General features: G+C 60.3%; 22 protein-coding genes. 11 read left to right on the top strand and 11 right to left on the bottom strand.

All coding sequences use genetic code 11. The features are described from left to right. Positions 1-76: 76 nt before the first annotated feature. From ppsA to E5K03_RS16965, 4 genes are all read right to left on the bottom strand, one after another. On the bottom strand, positions 77-2,425 hold the full coding sequence (gene ppsA, locus E5K03_RS16980) for a phosphoenolpyruvate synthase (protein ID WP_138008030.1): 2,349 nt from the start codon (positions 2,423-2,425) through the stop codon (positions 77-79). Between the two features lie 126 nt (positions 2,426-2,551). Then, on the bottom strand, positions 2,552-3,472 hold the full coding sequence (locus E5K03_RS16975) for a PhzF family phenazine biosynthesis protein (RefSeq protein WP_138008028.1): 921 nt from the start codon (positions 3,470-3,472) through the stop codon (positions 2,552-2,554). A 51-nt stretch (positions 3,473-3,523) separates the two neighbouring features. After that, a complete protein-coding gene (locus tag E5K03_RS16970) occupies positions 3,524-4,069 on the bottom strand; it encodes a DedA family protein (RefSeq protein WP_171006729.1) in 546 nt (181 codons plus the stop codon). 133 nt (positions 4,070-4,202) lie between these two features. Continuing rightward, complete coding sequence (locus E5K03_RS16965; protein WP_138008025.1) at positions 4,203-4,661, bottom strand: nucleoside deaminase; 459 nt, start codon at positions 4,659-4,661, stop codon at positions 4,203-4,205. Between the two features lie 96 nt (positions 4,662-4,757). Between E5K03_RS16965 and E5K03_RS16960 the strand changes: the two genes are divergently transcribed. From E5K03_RS16960 to E5K03_RS16945, 4 genes are read left to right on the top strand one after another with little or no spacing between them, the layout of a single operon-like run. Beyond that, positions 4,758-5,462, top strand: a complete 705-nt coding sequence (locus E5K03_RS16960) for a phosphoribosyltransferase (RefSeq protein WP_138008023.1) — start codon at positions 4,758-4,760, stop codon at positions 5,460-5,462. Positions 5,463-5,468: 6 nt separating this feature from the next. Continuing rightward, on the top strand, positions 5,469-6,116 hold the full coding sequence (locus tag E5K03_RS16955; protein ID WP_138008022.1) for an HD domain-containing protein: 648 nt from the start codon (positions 5,469-5,471) through the stop codon (positions 6,114-6,116). Continuing rightward, positions 6,113-7,072 (top strand): AEC family transporter, encoded by a 960-nt coding sequence (locus tag E5K03_RS16950; protein ID WP_138008021.1) that lies wholly within the window; start codon positions 6,113-6,115, stop codon positions 7,070-7,072. Before E5K03_RS16955 ends, E5K03_RS16950 begins: the two co-directional genes overlap by 4 nt. Positions 7,073-7,123: 51 nt before the next feature. Continuing rightward, entirely contained in the window at positions 7,124-7,393 is a 270-nt protein-coding gene (locus E5K03_RS16945; protein ID WP_138008019.1) for a DUF7553 family protein, read from the top strand. A gap of 23 nt (positions 7,394-7,416) precedes the next feature. Here E5K03_RS16945 and E5K03_RS16940 read toward each other — a convergent pair whose 3' ends face one another. Continuing rightward, entirely contained in the window at positions 7,417-8,838 is a 1,422-nt protein-coding gene (locus E5K03_RS16940; protein ID WP_138008040.1) for an MATE family efflux transporter, read from the bottom strand. Between the two features lie 163 nt (positions 8,839-9,001). Between E5K03_RS16940 and mtnP the strand changes: the two genes are divergently transcribed. Beyond that, positions 9,002-9,862 (top strand): S-methyl-5'-thioadenosine phosphorylase, encoded by an 861-nt coding sequence (gene mtnP, locus E5K03_RS16935; RefSeq protein WP_138008018.1) that lies wholly within the window; start codon positions 9,002-9,004, stop codon positions 9,860-9,862. Positions 9,863-9,896: 34 nt separating this feature from the next. Here mtnP and E5K03_RS16930 read toward each other — a convergent pair whose 3' ends face one another. Next, on the bottom strand, positions 9,897-10,277 hold the full coding sequence (locus E5K03_RS16930) for a VOC family protein (RefSeq protein ID WP_138008016.1): 381 nt from the start codon (positions 10,275-10,277) through the stop codon (positions 9,897-9,899). Positions 10,278-10,360: 83 nt separating this feature from the next. On the opposite strand from E5K03_RS16930, the gene E5K03_RS16925 reads away from it, so the two are divergent. Further along, positions 10,361-11,269, top strand: a complete 909-nt coding sequence (locus E5K03_RS16925; protein ID WP_138008014.1) for a cation diffusion facilitator family transporter — start codon at positions 10,361-10,363, stop codon at positions 11,267-11,269. Positions 11,270-11,296: 27 nt separating this feature from the next. On the opposite strand, the gene E5K03_RS16920 is transcribed toward E5K03_RS16925, so the two are convergent. From E5K03_RS16920 to E5K03_RS16910, 3 genes are all read right to left on the bottom strand, one after another. Next, entirely contained in the window at positions 11,297-12,154 is an 858-nt protein-coding gene (locus tag E5K03_RS16920; protein ID WP_138008012.1) for a segregation and condensation protein A, read from the bottom strand. 48 nt (positions 12,155-12,202) lie between these two features. Beyond that, complete coding sequence (gene smc, locus E5K03_RS16915) at positions 12,203-15,790, bottom strand: chromosome segregation protein SMC (RefSeq protein ID WP_138008010.1); 3,588 nt, start codon at positions 15,788-15,790, stop codon at positions 12,203-12,205. Positions 15,791-15,859: 69 nt separating this feature from the next. Continuing rightward, entirely contained in the window at positions 15,860-16,255 is a 396-nt protein-coding gene (locus tag E5K03_RS16910; protein ID WP_138008008.1) for a DUF7518 family protein, read from the bottom strand. Between the two features lie 141 nt (positions 16,256-16,396). On the opposite strand from E5K03_RS16910, the gene gatB reads away from it, so the two are divergent. From gatB to E5K03_RS16895, 3 genes are all read left to right on the top strand, one after another. After that, entirely contained in the window at positions 16,397-17,887 is a 1,491-nt protein-coding gene (gatB, locus tag E5K03_RS16905; RefSeq protein ID WP_138008006.1) for an Asp-tRNA(Asn)/Glu-tRNA(Gln) amidotransferase subunit GatB, read from the top strand. 83 nt (positions 17,888-17,970) lie between these two features. Then, positions 17,971-18,339 (top strand): DUF7315 family membrane protein, encoded by a 369-nt coding sequence (locus E5K03_RS16900; protein ID WP_138008005.1) that lies wholly within the window; start codon positions 17,971-17,973, stop codon positions 18,337-18,339. After that, positions 18,332-18,604, top strand: coding sequence for a DUF7314 family protein (locus tag E5K03_RS16895; protein WP_138008003.1), 273 nt, complete (start codon positions 18,332-18,334; stop codon positions 18,602-18,604). Before E5K03_RS16900 ends, E5K03_RS16895 begins: the two co-directional genes overlap by 8 nt. A 30-nt stretch (positions 18,605-18,634) precedes the next feature. On the opposite strand, the gene E5K03_RS16890 is transcribed toward E5K03_RS16895, so the two are convergent. Then, positions 18,635-19,417, bottom strand: coding sequence for an aldo/keto reductase (locus E5K03_RS16890; RefSeq protein ID WP_138008002.1), 783 nt, complete (start codon positions 19,415-19,417; stop codon positions 18,635-18,637). Positions 19,418-19,492: 75 nt separating this feature from the next. Beyond that, entirely contained in the window at positions 19,493-20,164 is a 672-nt protein-coding gene (locus tag E5K03_RS16885; RefSeq protein ID WP_138008001.1) for an HAD family hydrolase, read from the bottom strand. A 129-nt stretch (positions 20,165-20,293) separates the two neighbouring features. Between E5K03_RS16885 and E5K03_RS16880 the strand changes: the two genes are divergently transcribed. Next, the gene (locus E5K03_RS16880) at positions 20,294-21,361 is read left to right on the top strand and encodes an NAD(P)/FAD-dependent oxidoreductase (RefSeq protein ID WP_138008000.1); all 1,068 of its coding nucleotides are present in this window, start codon (positions 20,294-20,296) and stop codon (positions 21,359-21,361) included. Positions 21,362-21,472: 111 nt separating this feature from the next. Continuing rightward, a complete protein-coding gene (locus tag E5K03_RS16875; RefSeq protein WP_138007999.1) occupies positions 21,473-22,282 on the top strand; it encodes a CehA/McbA family metallohydrolase in 810 nt (269 codons plus the stop codon). Positions 22,283-22,510 lie beyond the last annotated feature (228 nt).

Below are 22,510 nucleotides of genomic sequence, written 5' to 3'. Positions count from 1 at the left end.
ACGTCGGGTATAGTGGTTCCGCTCTGGTGAGAGTAGTGATCGCTGTGCGATCGAATCGACAGCGTCACCGAGATTCTTAGCGAACCGAATCGAGAAGCAACTTCTGTTCGAACCGTTTAACCTCGTGTTGGACGTCTCGAACTGCGTCGATGTTCGCCGAGAGCGAACTGATTCCTTGCTTGACGAGGAACCGAACCATCTCGGGTTTCGAGGCTGCCTGCCCGCAGATACTCGTGTCGATGTCCAACTCTCGGCAGGTTTCGATCGTGTCGCCCATCAGCTCTTTGACCGCCGGATGAAGCTCATCGAAGCGATCGGCGACATTCTCGTTGTTCCGGTCGACCGCAAGTGTATACTGGGTCAGATCGTTCGTCCCAAAGGAGGCAAAGTCGATGCCTGTTTTGGCGATCTGCTCGATCGACAGCGCGCTGGCGGGAGTTTCGATCATCACGCCCCAGCGACGCTTGTCGGGATCGATCCCGGCCGCTTTCATCTGTTCTTTCGCGCGGATGACATCCTCGGCGTCGTTGACAAGCGGGAGCATTAGTTCGACGTTGTCGTAGCCCATGTCGTATAGCCGGCGATACGCCGCGAGCTCCTGGGCGAAGACGTCCGGCTTGTCGAGACTCCGGCGGATGCCACGGTAGCCGAGCATCGGGTTGTGTTCGCGTGGTTCGTTCTTACCGCCGTCCAGCTGTCTAAACTCGTCGGTCGGCGCGTCCATGGTTCGCGCGCGGACCGGTCGAGGGTAGAAGGCGTCGGCGACGTTTCTGATTCCCTTGATCAGCTCGTCCTGATACGCACGCTCGCCGTGGTCCATGATGTACTGTTCTGGCGTCTTCCCCAGCGACAACACCATGTGTTCCATCCGAAGCAGCCCGACACCGTCAGCCCCCGTCGCGGCTGCGCGTTCGGCGGCTTCGGGAATCGAGACGTTGACCTTTACCTCCGTGGCGGTCATGGGTTTGACCGGCGTTTGTGGCCGAACCTCGTCGACAGACTCAGCGGAGAGTGGTTCCTCATCGACCCCAGAGTCAGACTCTTTTTCATCGGTCAAATCACCCGCAAGCACCGTCCCCTTTGAACCGTCAAGCGTGACCATCTGTCCGTTCGAGAGCGTTCGGGTCGCATCGCCCGTGCCAACGACTGCGGGCACGCCGAGTTCTCGAGAGATGATCGCCGCGTGACTCGTCATTCCGCCCTCGTCGGTAATGATGCCCACCGCTCGCTTCATCGCCGGTACCATGTCAGGCATCGTCATTTCGGTAACAATGATGTCACCTTCGGCAACCTGATCGAGGTGATCGAGCTTGGTGACAATTCGAACGGCCCCCGACACCACCCCTGGCGCGGAGCCGAGCCCGCTGACGAGTACCTCACCTTCGTCTTCGTCATCGTTCGTCCCGCCATTGGCAGCGCTCGTCTCGCTCTCGGCGTTCTCGTGACTGTTTGCGGCGCTTTCGATGTTCTTTTGTTCGGCGATCGTCGTGATCGGCCGCGACTGCAGCATGTAGACGTCACCTTCGTAGATCGCCCATTCGACGTCTTGTGGGCTCTCGTAGTGGTCTTCGACAATTTTACCGAGTTCGACGAGTGACTCGATCTCCTCATCTGTCAACACCCGAGCGTCGCGTTTGTCCTCGGGAACGTCCTCTTCGATCGTCTCGCCCGTTTCGGGGTCTTTGACCATCTGAATGTTTTTTGTGGCGACAGTCACATCCTCAGTGGTCGCAGTTTCGCGATCGACAATGTAGTTGTCTGGGGACACTGTTCCAGAGACGACCGCCTCTCCGAGCCCCCAGGCGGCCTCGATGATAATTTCCGGCTCACCCGTCGAGGGATGGCTGGTAAACATGACTCCAGATTTCTCGGCGTCGACCATCCGCTGTACGACGACCGCGATATCCACCTTGTCGTGAGGGAACCCCTGGCGGTTGCGGTAGTAGATCGCCCGCTGGGAAAAAAGCGAGGCCCAGCACTCCTTGACGCGATCGAGCAACTGCTGTTCGCGAACATTGAGGAAAGTCTCCTGTTGACCCGCAAAGGAGGCGTCAGGCAGATCCTCTGCCGTTGCCGAGGAGCGGACCGCAACGAAGGCCTCCTCGCCGTCCTCGCCGAGCGATCGATACGCCTCGAGGATCTCCTCGCGGACCGACTCGGGGAACGGTGTCTCGAGGATCAACTCGTAGGCCGTCTCTTCGGCGGCCGCAAGCGCGCTCGAATCCTCGGTGTCGATCTCCATCGCCGCGAAGAGTTCCTCGTCGATTTCGGCAGCTTCGATGAACTCCCGGTAGGTCCCGGCAGTCACGACGAATCCATTCGGGACCGGTAGCTCCGCGCCAATCAGTTCGCCGAGCGACGCAGCCTTCCCGCCGACGGTGTCGATATCGTCGGCGCGTACGTCTTCCAGCCAAGGTACAGCCATTTCGTATGTGTGTGATCCACCACGTACCTAAAGAACTTTCCGGAGGATGCAACCGTGGAAAAAAGGTACTCGGCTGCGAGTGATCGCTGGTTCAACACGGGTGATCGACGAGCGATCGAACAGCGGTCACGCCTCGATTATCTCATCCGCATCGAGGGGTGGGATCGCAATCGACCCATCGAGCGCCGTCACCGCGCGCCCGCCAACCCGAACCGTTGTGCCGCCGGTTGTGTCGTCAGTGCGGATCTGCACCCTGACTCGGCCGGGCCGATCGACAAAGTGGCCTTGCTCGAACTGCAGATCCTCCGCGAAGCTATCGAGCGCGCCGAACCGTTCGAGGTACGCCCCGCACGCGCCGCTGGCGGTGCCGGTAACGGGATCCTCTGGGATACCCGAGCCTGGGGCAAATGCCCGGCCGTGAAGCGTCGAATCCGCCCGGAGCGTGTCGAAGGTAAACGCGTAGATGCCAGCGACATCGAGCCGGTCTGAGAGCGCTTCGATCGCGTCCATGTCCGGCGTGGCAGCCCCAAGCGGCGAGAGGAATGCCACCGGCACGATCAAGAACGCAAGTCCAGTGCTCGAACGGGCCACCGGCAACTCCTCACCGATCTCTTCGATCGCCTCACGACCGATCCCGAGCGCCGCCGAAAGCTCCTCGGAGCCGATTTCGAGTTTCTCGATCGACGGCTCGCGCTGGGTCATCCACACCGTTCCGTCTTCGGCAGTTTCGATGTCAAGCACACCCACGTTCGTTTCGAGCGAATGCGTTCCCGGATCGACAACACCGTCTTCGAACAAGTGCGCGTGACTCGCAATTGTCGCGTGCCCGCACAGGTCAACCTCCTGGGTCGGAGTGAAATATCGGACGCAGCGATCGGCCTGATCGCTCGCAAAAATGAACGCGGTTTCGCTGACTGAGAGCTCGCGCGCGATCGCCTGCATCTGGGTCTCGGTGAGTCCGTTCGCATCCGGGACGACTCCAGCGGCGTTTCCTGACAGCGGTTCGTCGGTGAACGCGTCGACGAGCAGACAGCGACGGGTATCCATACGAGTCATGACTGCGGCTGGCTGAATAAAACGACGGTTTCTCGCAACTGGTTACCGGACGAATATTGCGACGTCGACGATTCCCTCGGCGACGGCAGTCAAGAACACAAGGTAGACGGCATTTCCGATCGTCGAGAATACGAGAAACCGAGTTCGGCTGTATCTGCTCATCCCTGCGGGTATGCTCATCAGCGATCGGATGAGCGGAATGGTGTTCGTGACCGCGAGGGCGAACCCGCCAAACCGCTCGAACAGCCGGGTGACGACCTGCATTCGCTTATCGCCAACGCGCCGGCGGATGATCCACGGGAGGCGATCGGCGTACGGTACCGCTCTCCGGATGCCAATGAACTCCGGGCTTTCGGTGTTGAACCCGCGGTAGAGTGTAAATTGCCCGAGTGAAGAGGCGATCACCGACATGATCGCAACGACAACCAGTGTTGACATTTCGGGTGAGACGAAGGCAACATACGCGATATAGAACGCAGCCGGAGGGGTAACCTTGCCGAGTACCATCCCGTCGAGATAAAAAAACAGCAGGATAACTGGAACTGCGAGCGCTTCAAGAATAACAACTGTCGAAGCGGGGTCCGACACCAGCGGCGTTGTACCGTGCTGAACTGCCGGTATAGCGGCCGACGCGATCGACAGGGTCACAGCGGGCCAACAGCAGATCATGCGAGCGGGATGAGTGGTGGTTTGTGAGCGACGACGAGTACTCGAGACACGGCTACCAGAAGTCCTCGTGGACTGCTCGACCGTCCTCGTTCAGTACCGGTCCAACGACATCGGTGATCCCCGCAAGGATCGCCGCCGATCGGACCGGGAACGGTTCGCTACTGGTGAACTCGACGATCTCGTTGCTGCCGACGCTGTAGACGACCCGATCGAAGCCCGCATAGCGCATCCCGCCAGCGCACATGGGGCACGGCTCTGTGCTCGTGTACATGACCGTCTCCGCACGCTCGTCGTCACTCATTTTGCGTGTCGCTTCCATTGCGAGGTGCAGTTCAGGGTGTCGACGGATGTCGTTTTCGGTGACAACAGTGTTTCTGTCCTCCATGACAATTTCGTCATCGCGGACGAGCACGGTCCCAAACGGGTGGTTGCCGCGCTCGGCAGCCTCGCGGGCGAGTTCGATCGCCCGGCGCATGTGTGATTCGTGATCGAACGCGTCAGGAGCGGACATGGTCGATGTGACGGACGGGGCCCACCTGTAGTTTCCGGCGGCCGCGTCATCGAAACTGTAACGCTTATAGGCCGAAGGCGACCATGCACAGACGACATGAGCGATCTCCCGGACACGTTCAACTGTACCATCACGAACTGGGAGTACATCTACGGCCGCTGCCGCGACGTGAGCACGCAGGTCAAAGCCGCAGAGTTCGAACCGGACGTGATTGTTGCGCTCGCGCGCGGCGGCTGGTTCGCCGGCCGGTGTATCTGTGACTTCCTCGGACTGAACGACCTCACGAGCCTGAAGATGGAACATTACGTTGGAACCGCCGAAAAGAGCGGCGAGCCACAGATTCGCTATCCGATGCCGGAGGGCTCCGTCGAGGGCAAAGACGTGCTGATCATCGACGACATTGCCGACACCGGCGGATCGATCAAGCGCGCACAAGAGTACGTCGAAAAGCGAAATGCTGGTGAGATCAGGACCGCGACGCTGCAGTTGCTCCAGACCAGCGAGTTCGAGCCGGATTTCGTGGGCGAACAGCTCGAAGAGTGGACGTGGGTCGTCTATCCGTGGAACTTCATCGAAGACATGATCGACCTCAGCTCTGGAGTGATGGCGAAGGCCGATCAGGAGGCGTTCACCACCGAAGACATCCGCCACTACCTCTCTGAGTACCACAACATCGATCGCATCGAAATGGAGATCGCCCAGCCGAATCGCCTCGACGAGGTACTTACAGAGATGGTTCGCCGTGAGGTCGCCGTAACAGTTTCCGAAACCGAGTGGGCGCTCGTCGACGATCGCGAGTAACGAGCCGTGACGGACGACGAACTGGACGCGCTGTGTCGAGCGTACGGACTGAAAGACGAATCGCGAACTGGCTGGCAGCTCCGCGGAATCACCGATCCCGAATCCGTCGCCGCGCACACGTGGGGAGTGGCGTTTCTGTGTTTAGTGTACGGCGATCGGCTGGCCACAGAATTCGCCGGGGACGATCGCTTCGAGGACCGTGCGGAACCGCTGGATGTCGATCGCACGATCCGTCTAGCAATTCTCCACGACCTCGCGGAGACTGAGACAGGAGATCTCCCAACCCGGGCGGATCCGGCCGCAGAGACGATCGATCCAGAAAAAAAAGAGACACTAGAGCGATCGGCGATCGACGAGTTGACAGACCCCCTGCAGACAGACGATCTTGTAGCTGCGTGGAAGGAATACGAGGAGCGAAACTCGCCGGAGGCGATCGCCGTCAAGGAGATGGACCTAATCGACATGTGCCTGCAGGCGCTCGTCTACGAGCGTGAAAAGCGGTACGATCCCGACGCAGATGCCGCGGCGTTCGAGGCGTACGAGAATCTGGACGAGTTCTTTGCGACCGCGGAGCCGCGGCTCCAGACGGATCTGGGCCGATCGCTCTTTTCGACGATCCGGACGCGATACCGCGAGGAGGTCGCCTCGCGATGACCGGCCTCATCGGAATTTTCGGCGAAGCGATCTTGCCGATCGTCTCGATCGCCGCGGCGGGGTTTGTTCTCGGCCGCAGAAAGGAGATTGATCCCGGCGCGTTGAACACTGCTGTCGTGTACGTCCTCGCGCCGGCACTCGTGTTTCACAGCCTCGCGGTGACAGAACTCGCCGGCGAGACGTTGCTCCGCATTGCTGCGGGCGTGTTGGCGTTCACGGTCGTGATGATCGCGATCGGCGAGGCGGTCGGCCGGCTGACCGGCGAGCAAGAACCGCTTTTCAGTGCGTTGATCCTCGTGATCGCCTTTACGAACTCGGGAAACTATGGGATTCCAGTCTCTGATTTCGCGTTTGGGTCGATCGGGAGACAGACCGCAGTCGTCTTTCTCACCGCCCAGGCGGTGCTCGTGTACACCGTCGGCGTCTACATCGCCTCTCGGAGCAGCGGGGCCAGCGGCCTGTCGGGAGTCAAGCGCGTCGCGAAGATTCCACTCGTCTACGCGGTGCTCGCCGCGCTCGGGCTCCGGGCGTTTGATCTCGTCCCACCGGCGGAGACCGCTGCAATGGAGGCTGTCGGACTCGTTGGAGACTCGTCTATTCCAGTGATGCTCCTCATTCTTGGAATCCAGCTCGCGGAAACAAACTACGAGGCAGCACTCTCGCGGGCGACGAAGCCGACAATTTTGAAGATGGTGATCGCGCCGTTTGTTGGCCTTGCGATCGCGATCGCGCTCGGATTTTCGGACCCGACCGTCGCGCGGGTGTTTGTCCTGGAAACGGCGATGCCGGCGGCGGTGACACCGCTGGTATTGATCGTCGAGTTCGCGGGCGAAGAAACGATCGGCGAACTCACCGTCGCCGAGTACGTGAGCACGGTCGTCCTCGTGACGACGCTCGTCAGCGTCCCGGCGCTGACCGTCGCGATCGCAATCTTGCAGTCCGGCGCCATCATTTAACACGTACACAACGGCGAACGAATTATCACCGTGCCCGACGGACGTGCGCGTATGAGCAAAGGACACCTCAACGAAGCGAGCGAGACGCTCAAAACGGCTGCCGACGCGGCTGATGGCGAGATCGAAACCCGGCTGCGGGCGCAGGCAGAAACACTCGCGGACCTTGCGGATCGGCAGTTTGGAGCCGACCACGGCCGACTGGCGCGGATCGAACACGCCCTTAGAGAGATCGCGGCGGACGCTGAAGAGCCGATCGCCGAGCAGATCGACGAGGCTATGGCGGCGATCACCGCGTTCCGCGGCACGATCGAGGGCGTCTGACGGCGCCGCCCATTGAGAGACGACTAGTCTGTCACAGAGGGGTCGGTCGCTGCATCGGCAGATGCGTCTCGATCGGCCTCTCCACCAGCGTCGTTGCCCGTGCTGGGGCCCTCGTCGATGATTTTTGTCGCCCAGGTTCCACGCAGGTACCACACCAGCGCGGCGAAGAAACCGACAATATCGCCGAGTAGCACTGCGTACCAGATGCCGGTCTCCGCCCAGCCGAGGACGAATACAAAGACGTACGTGAGCGGGACACGGGCGACCCAGAGTGTGACCATCGAAAAGGCCATTGCCGTCTTCGTGTTGCCCGCCCCGCGGAACGTCCCGAGCATGATCTGTAGCGTGCCCATAAACACAAACATGAACGCCGCGATCTGCATGTAATCGACGGCGTAGCCGATCGTCGTCGACGCTCCCGGTGTATCCGCCGAGAGAAACACCCGAACGATCGGCTCGGGGAACGCGTACAGGATCACCGTCAGGACGGCCATCACGAGCGCGGTCATGCCCATCGCGAGTCGTGAGGCGCGTTTTGCGCGATCGGCCCTGTCGGCCCCGAGGTTCTGGCCGACGACCGTATCGATCGCCTGTGACAGCCCCATGGCTGGCAAGAACACGAGCGAAATGAGCCGGTTCCCCAGCCCGTAGGCAGCGACGATCTCCGGGGAGAACGTCACCACCATGGCCGTGAGGACGATGAACGCCAGCGACGAGGAGGACTGTTCGATCGCGCTCGGCACACCGAGTGAGACGATCTCTTTGATCTGACTCACGTCCGGCACGAGGTACGCCACCTCGATATCCGGCCCCGCGTCAGTCCGAAAGAGGATGTACAGCCCGAGGGCGGTCGCGATCGCACGGGAGCTAACGGTCGCGATTGCCGCGCCTTCGATCTCCAGCCGTGGGATCGGCCCGAGGCCGAAGATAAGCACCGCATCCAAGACGACGTTGACCAGCACGCTGACGAACATGATTCGCATTGGGGTCCGGGTGTCGCCGTAGCCGCGCATGATGGACACGAAGATGAAAAACCCGAACAGAAACGGCATCCCGAGGAAGAAGATCCGCATGTAATCCGCCGCAAGCGGGACAATCCGGGCTTGTGTCTCCGCGTCCGCCGGCAACAGCGCCAGCATCGGCTCGGTCGCGAAAAAACCGACGATCGCGATTCCGACCGCGATGATCGTCACGAACGACAGCGTCTGCCCGGCGATCTCGTCGGCTGAGCCGCCGCTTTTTGCGCCGGTGTATTGGGCGACCAAGATCGCACCCGCGGCGGTGAAGCCGCCGCCGACCGAGATCAGAAAGAAAATCAGCGGAAACGCGAGGCTCAGCGCGCCAACGGCGTCCTCGGAAACCGCGCCGAGAAACGCCGTATCGGCGACGTTGTACGCCACCTGCAGCAGCTGGATCACAACCATCGGCCACGCCAGCGCGATCATCGGTCGAACCAGATCGCCGTGGGTGAGCCTGTTCGTCTCGGTCTGTGACACTACGTTCCGAAACACGCGGTGGGTATTTGAACGCTTTCAAGGGCTGGTACCGTGACACATGGCATCATTGCCATGTCAGCACGGTTTTGTGGAATGCGTGCGCAGTATCGGTATGAGCAAAATAGGCTTCATCGGCGGCAGCGGGATCTACGAGGCACTGCCGCTCGAGGACGTCCGCGAGGAATCGATCGACACCCCCTACGGCGAGCCAAGCGCCCCGGTCACGATCGGCGAATTCGGCGATACCGGCCGAGAGGTCGCATTCTTACCGCGACACGGTTCTTCTCACGGCCGATCGCCGACGAACCTCCCATACCGGGCGAACATCTACGCGCTCAAATCTGTCGGCGTCACCCACATCTTCGCTTCGAACGCGGTTGGCTCGCTTCGTGAGGAGCTGTCACCGGGGACGCTCGTGATCCCCGACCAGATCTTCGATCGGACCCGAAACCGCGAGCTGACGTTCTTCGGGGAGGGGATCGTCGTCCACCAGCCCTTCACCGAGCCGTACAGTCCAGAGCTGGTCGATCACCTCGCGACTGCCGCAGAAGACGCAACCGACGCTACTGTCGTCAAAGGCGGGACGTACGTCTGTATCGAAGGGCCACAGTACTCGACGCGCGCCGAAAGCGAGTTCTTCCGATCGCAGGGGTGGGATCTCGTCGGAATGACCGCAATTCCCGAGGCAAAACTCGCCCGCGAGGCCGAGATGGCATACGCGACGATCGCCGGCGTCACCGACTACGACGTGTGGAAAAAAGACAACGAGGTCACGCTCGAAGAGGTGCTCGAAAACGCCGAAAAGAACCAGGCGGCGATCAAAGCGACCGTCGAAGCCGCGATCGAATCACTCCCTACAGACCACGAGTGTGCGGCCCACACCTCACTCGAAGGAACAATCAACACCCCTACTGCGGCGATTCCCGGCGATACCCGCGATCGGGTCGAACTACTCGTCGGGGAGTACCTCTAGGACACAGTGTCGATCGACAAGAGGACAACCGCGGCTATCCTTCGTTAGCCAACTCCAGAAGGTTTCCGTCGGGATCGCGAAGGTAGATCGATCGGAGGTCGCTGCGCGCGCCCGTTCGATCGATCGGCCCAAGCTCAATTGCTATTCCGTCGGCTTCGAGATCGGCTTTGAGTTCCGAGACGGGAGTGGACGTCACGAGACAGAAATCTCCGCCGCCCACACTCGGCTCGGCTGCCCGCGGCGTTATATTTTCGCCCGCTTCGTGGAGATTGATTTTTTGATCGCCGATCAAAAGCCCGTGTCGGCCGTCTCCGAACGTGATCGGCGTTATGCCCGCAAATCGGTCGTAAAACTCGAGGGTTCGATCGATATCTGCAACCGTGAGCACGAAGTGATCAAGACGGGCGATGGCCATGGATGACCAACGAGTCCCTGCGACTAATGGGGTCCGGTCGGGATAACGACAATTCATATAGGTACGCGACATCCAGAATTGGTATGGCCGACCGATCAGATCGCGATCGCTTTTCTCGCGCGACGTGGGCGAACGTGGTCGGCAACGTGATCAAGATCGTCGTCGAGGGGGCGGCGGGACTCGCGTTCAACAGCGTCGCGCTTATCGCCGACGCGGCCCATTCAGTTGCCGATCTCGTCGCAAGCGTTGTGGTGCTCGTCTGGGGGGACAGCAGCTTCGATGAACCGGACACACACCACCCTCACGGTCACACCCGAATCGAACCGCTAACTGCGCTGTTCGTCGGGGCGGTGATCGTATTGCTCGGTGGGAACCTCCTGTACGAATCCGCGCGTGGTCTGTTCTTTGGCGCTGACGTCACGTTTAGCTGGATACTGCTCGCCGCACTGGCGTTCGCGATCGTCGACATGTACCTCGTCTACCGATACACCGCGGCCATCAACGAGTCGATCGACTCGACGGCACTGGCGGCGCTGGCGGCGGACTGTCTCAACGACATCTACACGTCAATCGCCGCGATCGTGGGCGTAATTGGCGTCTTCTTCGGCTTCCCGCTGCTCGATCCCCTCGCCGGCGGACTCGTAAGTCTGCTGGTCGTCTACCAGGGCGTCGAAATTGCCCGCGAGAACGTCAACTACCTCGTCGGTGCCGCACCCACAGAAGCCGAGCGCGAAGCAATCGCCACCCGCCTCCGCGAACACCCTGCTGTCGAGGGGATCCACGACCTGACCGTGTTTTACGAGGGGACAGTCCTCGAAGTTGAGGTCCACGTCGAAGTTGACGGAACGCTCACGCTCCAGGAAGCGCATGCAATCGAGACCGAACTCGTCGAGACACTGCGATCGGAAGAACACGTTGGCGACGTTCACGTCCACCTCGATCCCTCGGGGATCGGTGAGTGGAAGGATGCCGCAGATCTAGAGCTGAGTTGATCGAAGCCGCCTGATTGGCTGACCCAATTACCGATCGTTGGTCTGCTCGTCCGAACTCCCCACAGCGGGCGCTTCGATCCATAGGTCGCCGAAGAAGTCGTCCTGGCGGAGCGTGAGCCGTCCCCGATGCGCCAAAAACAGAAGCGACAGGTAGGTCATAAACGTCCGCCCCCCGATTGATTCGATTTCGGCGAATAACAGCGCGTCCCGACCGCGATCGAATCGCTCGTCGATCTCGTCGATGACGTCTGCGATCACCGACTCGATGTCTTCGGTGTGGGTCGTCCCCGTGACGTCGTCCTCCGTCGGTTCGCCCTCGTGGCGAATGTCGTCGGCTGCGCGGTAATCAAGCGTCTGTCGGCCGCGATCGAATCCCCGCGGTGAATCGGTAGTGTCGTACTCGCGGCGGCGTTTCCACCAGTTTTCGCGTTCTGCCTCCCGCAGTTCGGCGACCAACTCGTCGAGCGTTTCCGGGGAGCCACGGGTGCTTTTTCTGTCGAGTCGGCGCTCCATTTCCGATTCGAGCGCGTCGATCGGGTCGAATCCGTCGCCGGCTGGGGCATCCATCCGCATCTCGGCCTCCCACGGCTCCGGTTCAGGCTCTGGATCGGGCTCGGCGAGGAGTTCGTCGCCTTTCATCCGGAGGAGCACGCTCGCATAAAACAGCGCTCGCCCCGTCGTTCGTAGATCGGTCTCCTCGAGTTTCGAGAGAAACGCGTCTGTCACCTCAACGATGTCGATGTCCCACGGCTCGATCTCACCCTCCTCGGCGAGTTGAACGAGCAGTTCGACCGGCTCAACCTCGTCTTCGTCGGTTTCTTTAGGGAGTGTGGGAACCGTTTCGGTCGGCGGCGCAATGCCAGTCGCATCAGGTGAGTTCGTCATCGAGTCTCACCTCGGGTCCCAATCAGCCGATCGAACTTCGATCGCATCTCAATCATCCGCCTGCACCTCCGCGTCCGCAGGCTCAGCCTCCTCACCGAACTGGATCCCGGTCACCGCACTAATATTGTCCGACTGCATCGTGACGCCAATCGCCCGCTCGGATCGTTCGAGCAGCGCTGCGCGGTGCGAAACGACCACGAACTGCGCATCGCCCGCGAGGTCGTCGATCATCTCGCCGACTCGCTCGGCGTTGACCGCGTCGAGGAACGCATCGATCTCATCAAGCGCGTAAAACGGCGCGGGGTTGTGCCGCTGGATGGCGAAAATGAACGCCAGCGCGGTCAAGGATTTCTCGCCGCCGGACATCGCGTTCAGCCGCTGGACGGGCTTGTCCGCCGGCTGGGCCTTCATTGTCAAACCGTCTTCGAACGGATCGTCGGGATTTTCGAGCACCAACTCGCCAGTCCCCGCCGAAAGCCGAGAGAAGATGTCCTGGAAGTGGTCGTTGATCGACTCGAAGGCACTCATAAACGTCGCCTTCTTCTGGGACTCATAGCGATCGATCCGCTCTTCGATCCCATCGCGCTCTGTCACGAGGGTGTCGCGTCCCTCAGTGAGCCTGTCGAGTTCGGATTCGACCTCGTCGTACTCGTCGATCGCGAGCATGTTCACCGGCTCTAGGGCCTCCATCTCTGCTTCGAGTTTGGCGATCGATCGCTCGACCTCGTCGTGGTCTGGGATGTCCTCGGGATCGTAGTCGCCAACCTGCGACTGGAGTTCGTCGATCTCCCACTCGAGCCGTTCGGCCGTCTCGCGTAGTGACTCGAGCTCTGATTCGACCGATTTTGCTGCTTCGCGCGCAGCATCCCGCTCTTCGCGGGCATCCTCGACGTCCGCTTGCAGTGCTTTTCTGTCTTCTTTGAGATCGACCAGCTCAGATTCGAGCTCTTCGATCGCGTCACGCTTCTCATCGAGGGCGTCTTCGCGCTCGTCGATCTCCGATTCGAGCTCGGCGATCGTCTCTTGGGCGTCTGCCTTTCTATTTTGTGCGGCCTCGATCGTCTCTTCGAGGCTCTCGATCGCGTCCTCAGCGTACTCGGCTTCGAGCTGTTTCTCGTTGAGTTGCCCGTTGAGGTCGTCCATCCGGTCTTCGAGTTCGTCGATCTCCGCGCGGATCTCGTCGGCCTCGGCGGTCAGTTCTGGAATCCGCGAGTCAGACAGCTCGTCTTCGATCTCAGCGATCTCAGCTGCAACGGACTCGCGCTCTGAGGTGAGTTCGTCGATTTTCTCGTCCAGCTCGGCCATCTCGGCGTTGACCGACTCTCGCTCGTCTTCGAGTTCGTCGAGGCGGGATTCTAACGCCTCGATCTCCCCCTCGGCGTCCGCAATGTCCGATTCGACGGATTCGATATCGGCTTCGATCGACCGAACCTTCTCAGCCGCGTCGGATTTTCGATCGCGAGCGGCGTCGATATCCGATTCGGTTTCGCGGATCGTGTCGGTGAGCGACTGGCGTTTGTCCTCTAGGGAGGCGATCTCCTCGGCGAGCCGTTCGAGCCGGCCGTTGCCGGACTTCGAGAAGGCGTACCGCGATCCACCACCTGAGCCACCGGTCATCGCACCCGATCGCTCGACAAGGTCCCCGTCTAGCGTCACCATGCGGTACTCGCCCATCAGATCCCGAGCGGTCTGCATGTCTTCGACGACGACCGTCGAGCCGAGCACGTACGAGAAGATCGACTCGTAGCGCGAATCGTACTCGACGAGGTTTCGAGCGAAATCAACGACACCCGAGTGTGAGGGCAGTCGTGGAAGGCCGCGATTGTCCATCTTCGAGATCGGCAGAAACGTCGCTCGGCCCGCGTTTCGACGTTTGAGATAATCAATACAATCGGAGCCAACTCCATCGTCGTCAACAACGACGTTCGCCAGTCGGCCACCCGCCGCGGTTTCACACGCGGTTGCGTACTCGCCGGGGACGCTTCCGAGCTCGCCGACAGGTCCGTGGACGCCTGCGAGGCCGGCGTTTTTGATCGTCGATACCGCCCGCGGCCACGAACTCGATCCGTCGTTCGATCGCGTCTCTAACTCGGCGTACTCGGCTTGTTTCTCTTGGATTTCGGCGGCAACCGCGTCGAGTTCGTCTTTGGCCTTTGCGCGCTCGGTTTTGAGGGTCTCGATTGTCGCTTCAATCGTCTCGACGTTCCGTTCGGCCTTGTTGAGTTCGCTGTGTAGCTCTGAGCGCTTTCGTTTCAGTTCTGGGATTCGGTCGTGAGTGTCAGCTATGGCCTCGTTTGTCTCCTCGATTTCGTTCGAGCGCCGGCGGGCGTCGTCGAGGAGCCGATCTTTCTCACGTTGGAGGTCGTTTCGCTCCTGTTTGATCGACTCGAGGCGCTCGTTTCGATCGGCCAAGTCGGCTTTCAACTCGTCGTACTCGGTGTCAATCCCGTCGATCTCCGCTTGGACGTCCGCAAGCGCAGATTCTTTTTCTTCAATATCGCGCTTCGTCGAGGCCTTTTTCACCTTGATCGAGCGGATGTCGCCCTCTAGCTCGTCGAGAACCTCCTGCTTGCGGTCAATCTCGACAAAGGCACTTCGCCGCTCAGACTCGGCGTCTTCCATCCGAGCCTCGGCGTTTTCGATCCGACCCTCAAGCCGATCGATCTCGCCTTTGACTGATTCGATCTCGCGTTTGATCGCCAACTGCTCATCTTCGCCTTTCCGCTCGATCTCTCGGTTGAGCTCGGTGAGCTCGTCCTTCAGTCGGGTGAGCCGACCCTGTTTGGTGTCGAGTTCTGCCTGGCGATCGGCGAGCGTACCCTCGACCTCGTTGATTTCTGCTTCAGTCTCGGCCAGTTCCTCGCGTTTGTCTTCGAGCTCGGCGGCCTTACGGTAGCCTTCGTACTCTTGTTTTTCCTCCCGAAGCGACTGGTACTCAAGCGCCGTGTCGCGTTCGTCTTCGAGGCGCTCTAACCGATCGCGCTTGTCCTCGATCTTCAGTTCGGCCTCGGTGATCCGCTCTTGGACGGCGTCGAGCTCTTCGAAGGCAGCCTCCTTTTTCTGATCGAACTCCGCGACGCCAGCGATCTCGTCGATGATGCCGCGGCGCTGGTACGCCGACATGTTGATGATCTCGGTCACGTCTCCCTGCATGACGACGTTGTACCCTTCGGGGGCGACGCCGGCTTGCGCGAGGAGGTCTTGGATATCAGAGAGATTGACCGATCGCTCGTTGAGATAGTAATACGAGTAGTAGTTTTCCTCAGTTTGTTTGACCCGCCGTTTGATCGTAATCTCGTCGACGTCGCCGATTCGATCGGTTCCCGCCGCGGAGATCACCTGATCTCGAGAAATCGATCGATCGTCGTTCGCGAGGACGACCGTCACGCTCGCTTCCTTTGTGCCGCCCGTCTCGGCCCCGTCGTCGTGGCCGGGGTTGTAGATCAGGTCAGTGAGCTTCTCCGCGCGGATCCCGCGGGTGCGTGCCAGCCCGAGCGCGAACAACACGCCGTCGATGATGTTCGATTTCCCGGAGCCGTTCGGACCAGTGATAACCGTAAAATCCTCGTAAAAGGGGATCTCGGTCGGTCGTCCAAAGCTTTTGAATCCGTCCAAGACGAGCCGTTTGATGTGCATGTAGTCGGGGGAGCAGCGTAGTCGATCGACGGTTCATCGCCTGAGCAAGACGTTCGCATGTCGCGGACGTTAGGCGACGATTATGTCGCTTTCTTCGGTCGAATCCGTATCGTCTGTATTCTGTGACTCGGAGGGTTTATCAGCGTCGATCGGTTCGTCTGTGTCGGCATCTGTTTCTGCGTCCGTGTCGGTCGCCGGTTCGGTTCGCTCGTGTTTGACAACCTCGACGTGATCATCGCTTTTTGTTGTCCACTCGTTCACCGACGATTCTTCTTCGGAGTCCTCCGCAGCCGCTGTGAGCGCTTCGACCTCCGCTTCAGCGTCTGCGGCAGCCGATTGAGCATCCGAGAGTTCGGCTTCGAGAATCCGAACCCGCTCTTTGGTTTCGACGAGTTCCTCTGTGAGGCCGTTGACCGCAGCCTGCAGTTCAGCGATCCTCGATCGGAGTTCCTCCTGTTGTGTCATGTATATATACGACCGGGCCTGTGGTATAAATCTGCGTCAGACATATGTGTGACATAGTGACACAAACAGTCGACACGGGCGATCGACAGCGAATCCGCACATCCCGTTAGTCTTTAGCCGACGGCAAGCAAAGCCGGCGTAATGACAGCGCAGGCCGTCGAACAACGCGAACTCGCGGTCGTGATCGGGCTGGAAGTCCACGTCCAGCTCGAAACGGCAACGAAGATCTTCTGCGGCTGTTCGACACGCGCCGCCGAGGACGAGGAACCGAACAGCCGGACGTGCCCGGTCTGTCTTGGACTACCGGGGGCGTTACCCGTGCTCAACGAAGGTGCCGTCGAGGCAGCCGTCAAGATCGGCAAAGCCCTCTCGGCAGATATCCCCGAACAGACCACATTCCACCGGAAGAACTACTATTACCCGGATCTGCCAAAGAACTTCCAGCTCACCCAGTACGACGCGCCGATCTGTGCGAACGGCTCGATCGAGATCAGCGTCGAAGGGACGCGCCGAAAGATTGGCATCACTCGCGCGCATCTCGAAGAAGACCCGGGCAGTCTCCAGCACAAGGGCGGCTCGATCGATACTGCCGACTACACGCTCATCAACTACAACCGCGCAGGCACCCCGCTCGTCGAGATCGTCACGGAACCGGACTTCCGATCGCCCGCCGAAACCCGAGCCTTCCTCGCGAAGCTCGAAGAGGTGCTCGAATATCTCGGCGTTTTCGACCCGACCCGCGACGGCAGTCTCCGAGTTGACGCGAACATCTCGCTCGTCGATGCTGAGGCGGTCGACGAGGATGGGGAAATCTCCGAGGACGCACTCAGATCGGCCAACCGTACCGAGGTCAAAAACATCTCCAGCCACAAGGGCGCCGAAAAGGCCCTGGCCTACGAGGTCACCCGCCAGCGCAACGCGATCCAGCGCGGCCGCGCTGTCGAGCAGGAGACGCGCCACTGGGACGAATCCCGCGGCATCACCGTCTCGATGCGATCGAAGGAAGAAGAAAAAGACTACCGCTACTTCAGAGAGGCAGACATCCCGCCACTTGAGGTCTCTGACTGGAAAGAACGGATTCCAATTCCGGAACTTCCGGACGCCCGCCGCGATCGCTTCGAAGCCGAGTACGGTCTCGACGCCGAATCAGCCTCGAAGCTCACCTCCACGAAGGAGGTTGCAGACTTCTTCGAAGATGTCGCAGAATCGTTCGATCCCGATCTGGCGGCGACGTGGGTCGCCGACAACCTCCTCGGCGAGTTAAACTACCGAGATATGGAGATCACCGACGTGGCCGATCGTCTCGACGAATTCACTCGCCTGATCGAACTCGTTGACGCCGAGGAGGTAACCACGAAAAACGCCGAGGAGATCGTCCTGCGATCGATGCTCGACGACGGCAACGATCCAGACACGATCATCGACCGTGAGGGTCTTGGGAAGGCAAACGACGACGAGATTGTCGGCTTCGTCGAAGCGGCGATCGACGAGAACCCAGACGCCGTCGAGGACTACCACGACGGCGAGGACGGTGCGCTGAACTTCCTCGTCGGACAGGTGATGCAAAAAAGCCGCGGGAGCGCCGATCCAGGAACCGCAAACCAGGTTCTCAGAGAGCAGTTGGACGGCTGACTGTCCGCAGCCGTCTCAAGTACCGCGCATTGTCCAGCAACTGATAACGTCGCATAAAAGTACCTCTCGGCCGTAGACTGGGTATGCCAGATTCGTCGACCGGCTCAGACAGCGCCGATCGCCGCGGCCGACGAGACGTCGTCGTGCCAATGCGGCTGTACAAAACGATCGTCGTCTTCTCGACGATGATCGCGGCGATCTGTATCGTCGGCGGCTTCTTTTTGCTCGACGCGGCGACGCTACAGGTCAGCGTGTTCAGGCGGATCCTCGAACTCGGATTCGACGCGATCGGACTCGGCGTTGGCGACGACGTGCTGAGCGCAGTGTTAGCCGTGGCCGGGTTGGGGACGATCGCATTTGGGACCGCGGTGTACGTACTTGGGACGCGGTTCCGCACAGAGGGGATGGGAAAGTCTCAAGAGGACTCCGACGAAGATTCAACCAATGGCTGACGAGTTCATCAAAGGCATTGGGATCTTCTCGACCGCAGCATTGGCGTGGATCACCCTGGCCGCGTGGTACCAGACGCCGTCGTTTTACGACACCCAGTTGATCGCCACGCCCGTAGAGCCCGAAACAACGTTCGACGCGATCGGAATCTTCCTCACCGACGTATTCTTGTGGACCGCGCTCTTGGGTGCGTTCGCCTTCTGGGTGCTCATTCCCGTCGGGCGAGAGGTCGTCGAAGCGCTGGAAAACCGACGCAGCACGAACTGAGACTGCCAATCTTTCTCTCCTTTCGCGTACTCACTCTGGGTAGAGCTCTCGCTCGCGATCGATCGACTCAATCGCGTCGATGTCTTCTGGATCCAGCCTGAGCTGGGCAGCTTCGAGGTTCGCACGAAGATGTAGCTCACTCGAGGCTTTTGGAATGACGAGAACGCTATCTTTCCCAGCGAGCCAGGCGATCGAGACTGCCGCTTCACTCGTTTCATGTTTCTCGGCGATCGCGGTCAGTTCAGGAACGTCGAACACCGCACCGCCAGCAAGCGGCGAGTACGCGACCACGTAGTAGTCGTGGGCCATGGCGTGCTCTATCAGTTCCGGCGTGTAAAACAACGGATGGAGCTCGATCTGGTGCGCAAAGATATCTCCCGAGAGGATGTCTCTTGCCCTGTCGAGTTCTGCGAGTGTGAAGTTGCTCACCCCGATATGTTGGATCGTTCCGGCCGCCTGAAGCGCTTCGAAGGCTGGAAGTGTCTGCTCTGGATCATATGTCTCGATCGGGCGGTGGACATAGAGGAGATCGATCGTCTCGACGCCCAGTCGGGCCGTGCTCTCAGCGGCCGTCCGCCGTACCGCTGCTGGCTCGAGGCTATCTGCCCAGACTTTCGTTGCGACGAATAGCGACTCGCGATCGACGCTGGCTCGCTCGATTCCGTTTCCGACAACGTCCTCGTTGTCGTATATTTGTGCGGTGTCGAGATGTCGGTACCCGAGTTCGATCGCGGTCCGGACTGTCTCGACACCGGCGGGGCCGTCGAGTCCCATCGTTCCGAGCCCGATCGTAGGTACCTCGGTAGATGTCATGGTCCGATCGACGGCGACCGCGGACGTGGGCCTTTCGGTCCGGTCGCTACACCGCAGTGCGTGTCAATTCGACACTCAAGAGTGAACGGTCCGACGCCGACACAGATCGACGACATCGTGGAGATCATCGACGATGTACGTCGGTTTTGGATCTGGCTCGTGGTCGAACCGATGCGGTCGGCGGATGAACGCAGAGTCAATGCCGGCGTTTTTAGCCGCGCGGATATCCGAGTCGTTGTCGCCGACGAATAGTGCACGATCGGCCTTAAGCGCGGACAACGCCTGCTCGATGTAGTGTGGCGCGGGCTTTTTTCGCGCGAGACTCTCAATTTCGGGCTCACGCCCGTAAGCAACGGCGAACGACCGGTAGAACGGATACCGTTCGATCAGGTAGTCGACTGTCGCCTGCTGATTCGAGCTGACGATTCCCATCGGAATACCCAGTCGATCGAGCGCGTGAACGTCTTCGTACGGCGTTTTTCTGCCGGCGTCGATTTCGGCGTGTTGGATACGCGCGGCGGTTTGATCGCGGGTTCGCCACAGCGTGTCGGGATCGAGCCCATATGTTGCCGAGAGCGAGTGAACCATTTCGGGGGTCACACCGATCGTGATCAATTCGACGTGTTCGGGGTCGGGATCGTCAACGCCGAGTGACGCAAACGTCGTCCACGCGGCCTCCTGGAGGGCGTCGTAGGCGGTCCGAGAGACGAGGACGCCGTCGTTATCGAAGAGTACCGCGTCGTACATGACATGGAGGTCAGCCCGTGGCCTCAAAAGCGTTTATTAGTACTCGGCAGTGGATCGGATGTCTGCTCAGGGCGACAGGTGGCTGCTCGCGAGGGGGTTTTCCCGGTTCCCACCCTACTGTTACTCAAGATGAGCGACACGGATGCAATCGGATCGATCGGCATCGTCGGAGCAGGACTCGCAGGCGCTGGCGTTGCCCGATCACTCGCAGCAACGGACGCTGACGTAACGATTCTCGAAAAGAGCCGCGGCGTCGGCGGACGCGCGGCCACCCGAAGGAAACACGGCTGTCGGTACGATCACGGTGCGAACTATGTTAACCCCAGCGAAGGGGACGCCAGTCGAACGGCGGCGCTACTGTCAGAACTTGGGAGCGATGGGCTCGTCAACATCGATGAGCCGGTCTGGACGTTCGATCGCACCGGGACCGTCTCGGAGGGCGATCGTCCGGACGCCGACAAGTGGAACTGGACGAAAGGAATGACACAGTTCGCAAAGCGGGCCCTCGACGAAGCTGCGGCAACCATCGAACACGGCGTCAGGGCTGCGTCGATCGAACGCCGCGAGGGGGCGTGGACAATCACCGACACTGAAGAGGAACCGCACGGCCCGTTCGAGACGGTTGTGCTCACGCCGCCGGCCCCCCAGACTGCAGCGTTGCTCGCGGAAACGACCGTTGATGGGGAACACACAGCCCGACTGGAGTCTGCTACTAGAGCGGTACAAGCGGTCCCGTACCGGACAATCCGAACGTTCGTCTTGCACTACCCCTTCGAGCTCGATCGCCCATACTACGGGCTCGTTAACGTCGATCACCAACATCCAGTTGGTTGGGTCTCCCGTGAAGAGTGCAAAGACGGCCACGTTCCCGACGGCGAGTGCCTGCTTATCGCGCAGATGTCTCCCGAATGGTCAACAGAACGCTACGACGAGCCAATGGACATCGCCGCCCCAGACGCCGCCGGACACGTCGCCGAGTTGATCGGTGACGATCGCCTCACAGATCCTGACTGGGTTGACGATCAAGGCTGGCGGTACGCGTTGCCCGACGCCGCAGTTGATGCCGAGCCGATCGAGGCACTCGAAGCGATCGATCTGTACGCCGCTGGCGATTGGGTCGTTGGGGAAGGACGTGCCCACGCAGCGTTCTGGAACGGCGTCGAACTCGGAGAACGACTGTGCCCATCGGTCCAGTAGGGAGCGATCGGTGATATGGTCTCGAAGGGGAGCCGTCTCCGTATTTGGCGAATAACTGATTGATAACGAACATGCCACGGGCTTATATCCCTGGCGAGAGTAGCGACGGGTGTGCAGCAAACTACCGTTCGGATCGATCCGCACGTCCACTCAGATGGCTCCTACGATGGCCATGAGCCGATCGAGTTGATCCTCGAGCACGCGGCGGACATTGGTCTCGACGCGGTGGTAATCACCGACCACGACGTGCTCACAGAGTCACTTCGAGCCGCCGAGTTGGCCGAATCGTACGGGCTCATCGGCATCCCCGGTGTCGAGGTGTCGACACGTCGCGGACATCTGTTGGCGATCGGGGTGTCCGAAATGCCGCCACATCGTGCTCCGTTCAGCGAAACCGTCGAGTGGATCCGAAATCGCGGCGGCGTCGCAGTCGTTCCCCACCCATCACAGCGAACCAGACACGGCGTTCGACGGAGGTACATCGACGACTGTGACGGCATTGAGACGTTCAATGCGTGGCTCTTTACGGGCTACAAGAATCGTCGAGCCCGCCGGTTTGCCCAAAAACACGGCTATCCAGAACTCGCCGCGAGCGACGCACACAAACTCGAATACGTCGGCCGTGCGTTCACCGAAATCGAGATTTCAGGGGTCTCACGGGATGCCCTTACCGCTGATGACATCGTTGCGGCGATCCGCGACGGCTCTACCACCGTCCGTGGGCGGCGAGCACCGGTTTCGATGGCGACGAGGCACTATACGATCGCCGGAGCGAGAAAGAGCGGCTACTACACGAAGCTCGGCGCGCTCAAAGCGGGAGCCGCGGCGAAAATCGCGGCGTTCAAAAGCGCCTACCTCGCCAAATCGGGTGTTTCACGGAGTGCTCGCGGTGCATCTGAGTTAGTGTCGTTCCTGCGTTGATTCGAGTGGGCCTCCCAGTGTGTCACTCATCGTGTGACGTATTCGGAATGCCACCGCTTGGCTGGCAAGGTTGCGCGATCGGGAAGCGCCGTTTCACGCGGAGATGGAGGCCCTGCTGGGGATACAGCCCCCACCGATCTATCCAAATGAAGTGTGATCGTGGAAGCTACACAGAGACTCCTCTCAGAACTCAATCAGGAATACCGCGTTCTGCTAAAGAAATAACGG

The sequence above is a fragment of the Halalkalirubrum salinum genome (assembly GCF_005543295.1).
Classification (GTDB): Archaea; Halobacteriota; Halobacteria; order Halobacteriales; family Haloferacaceae; genus Halalkalirubrum; species Halalkalirubrum salinum.
This window is presented reverse-complemented; position numbering and strand designations above follow the sequence as displayed.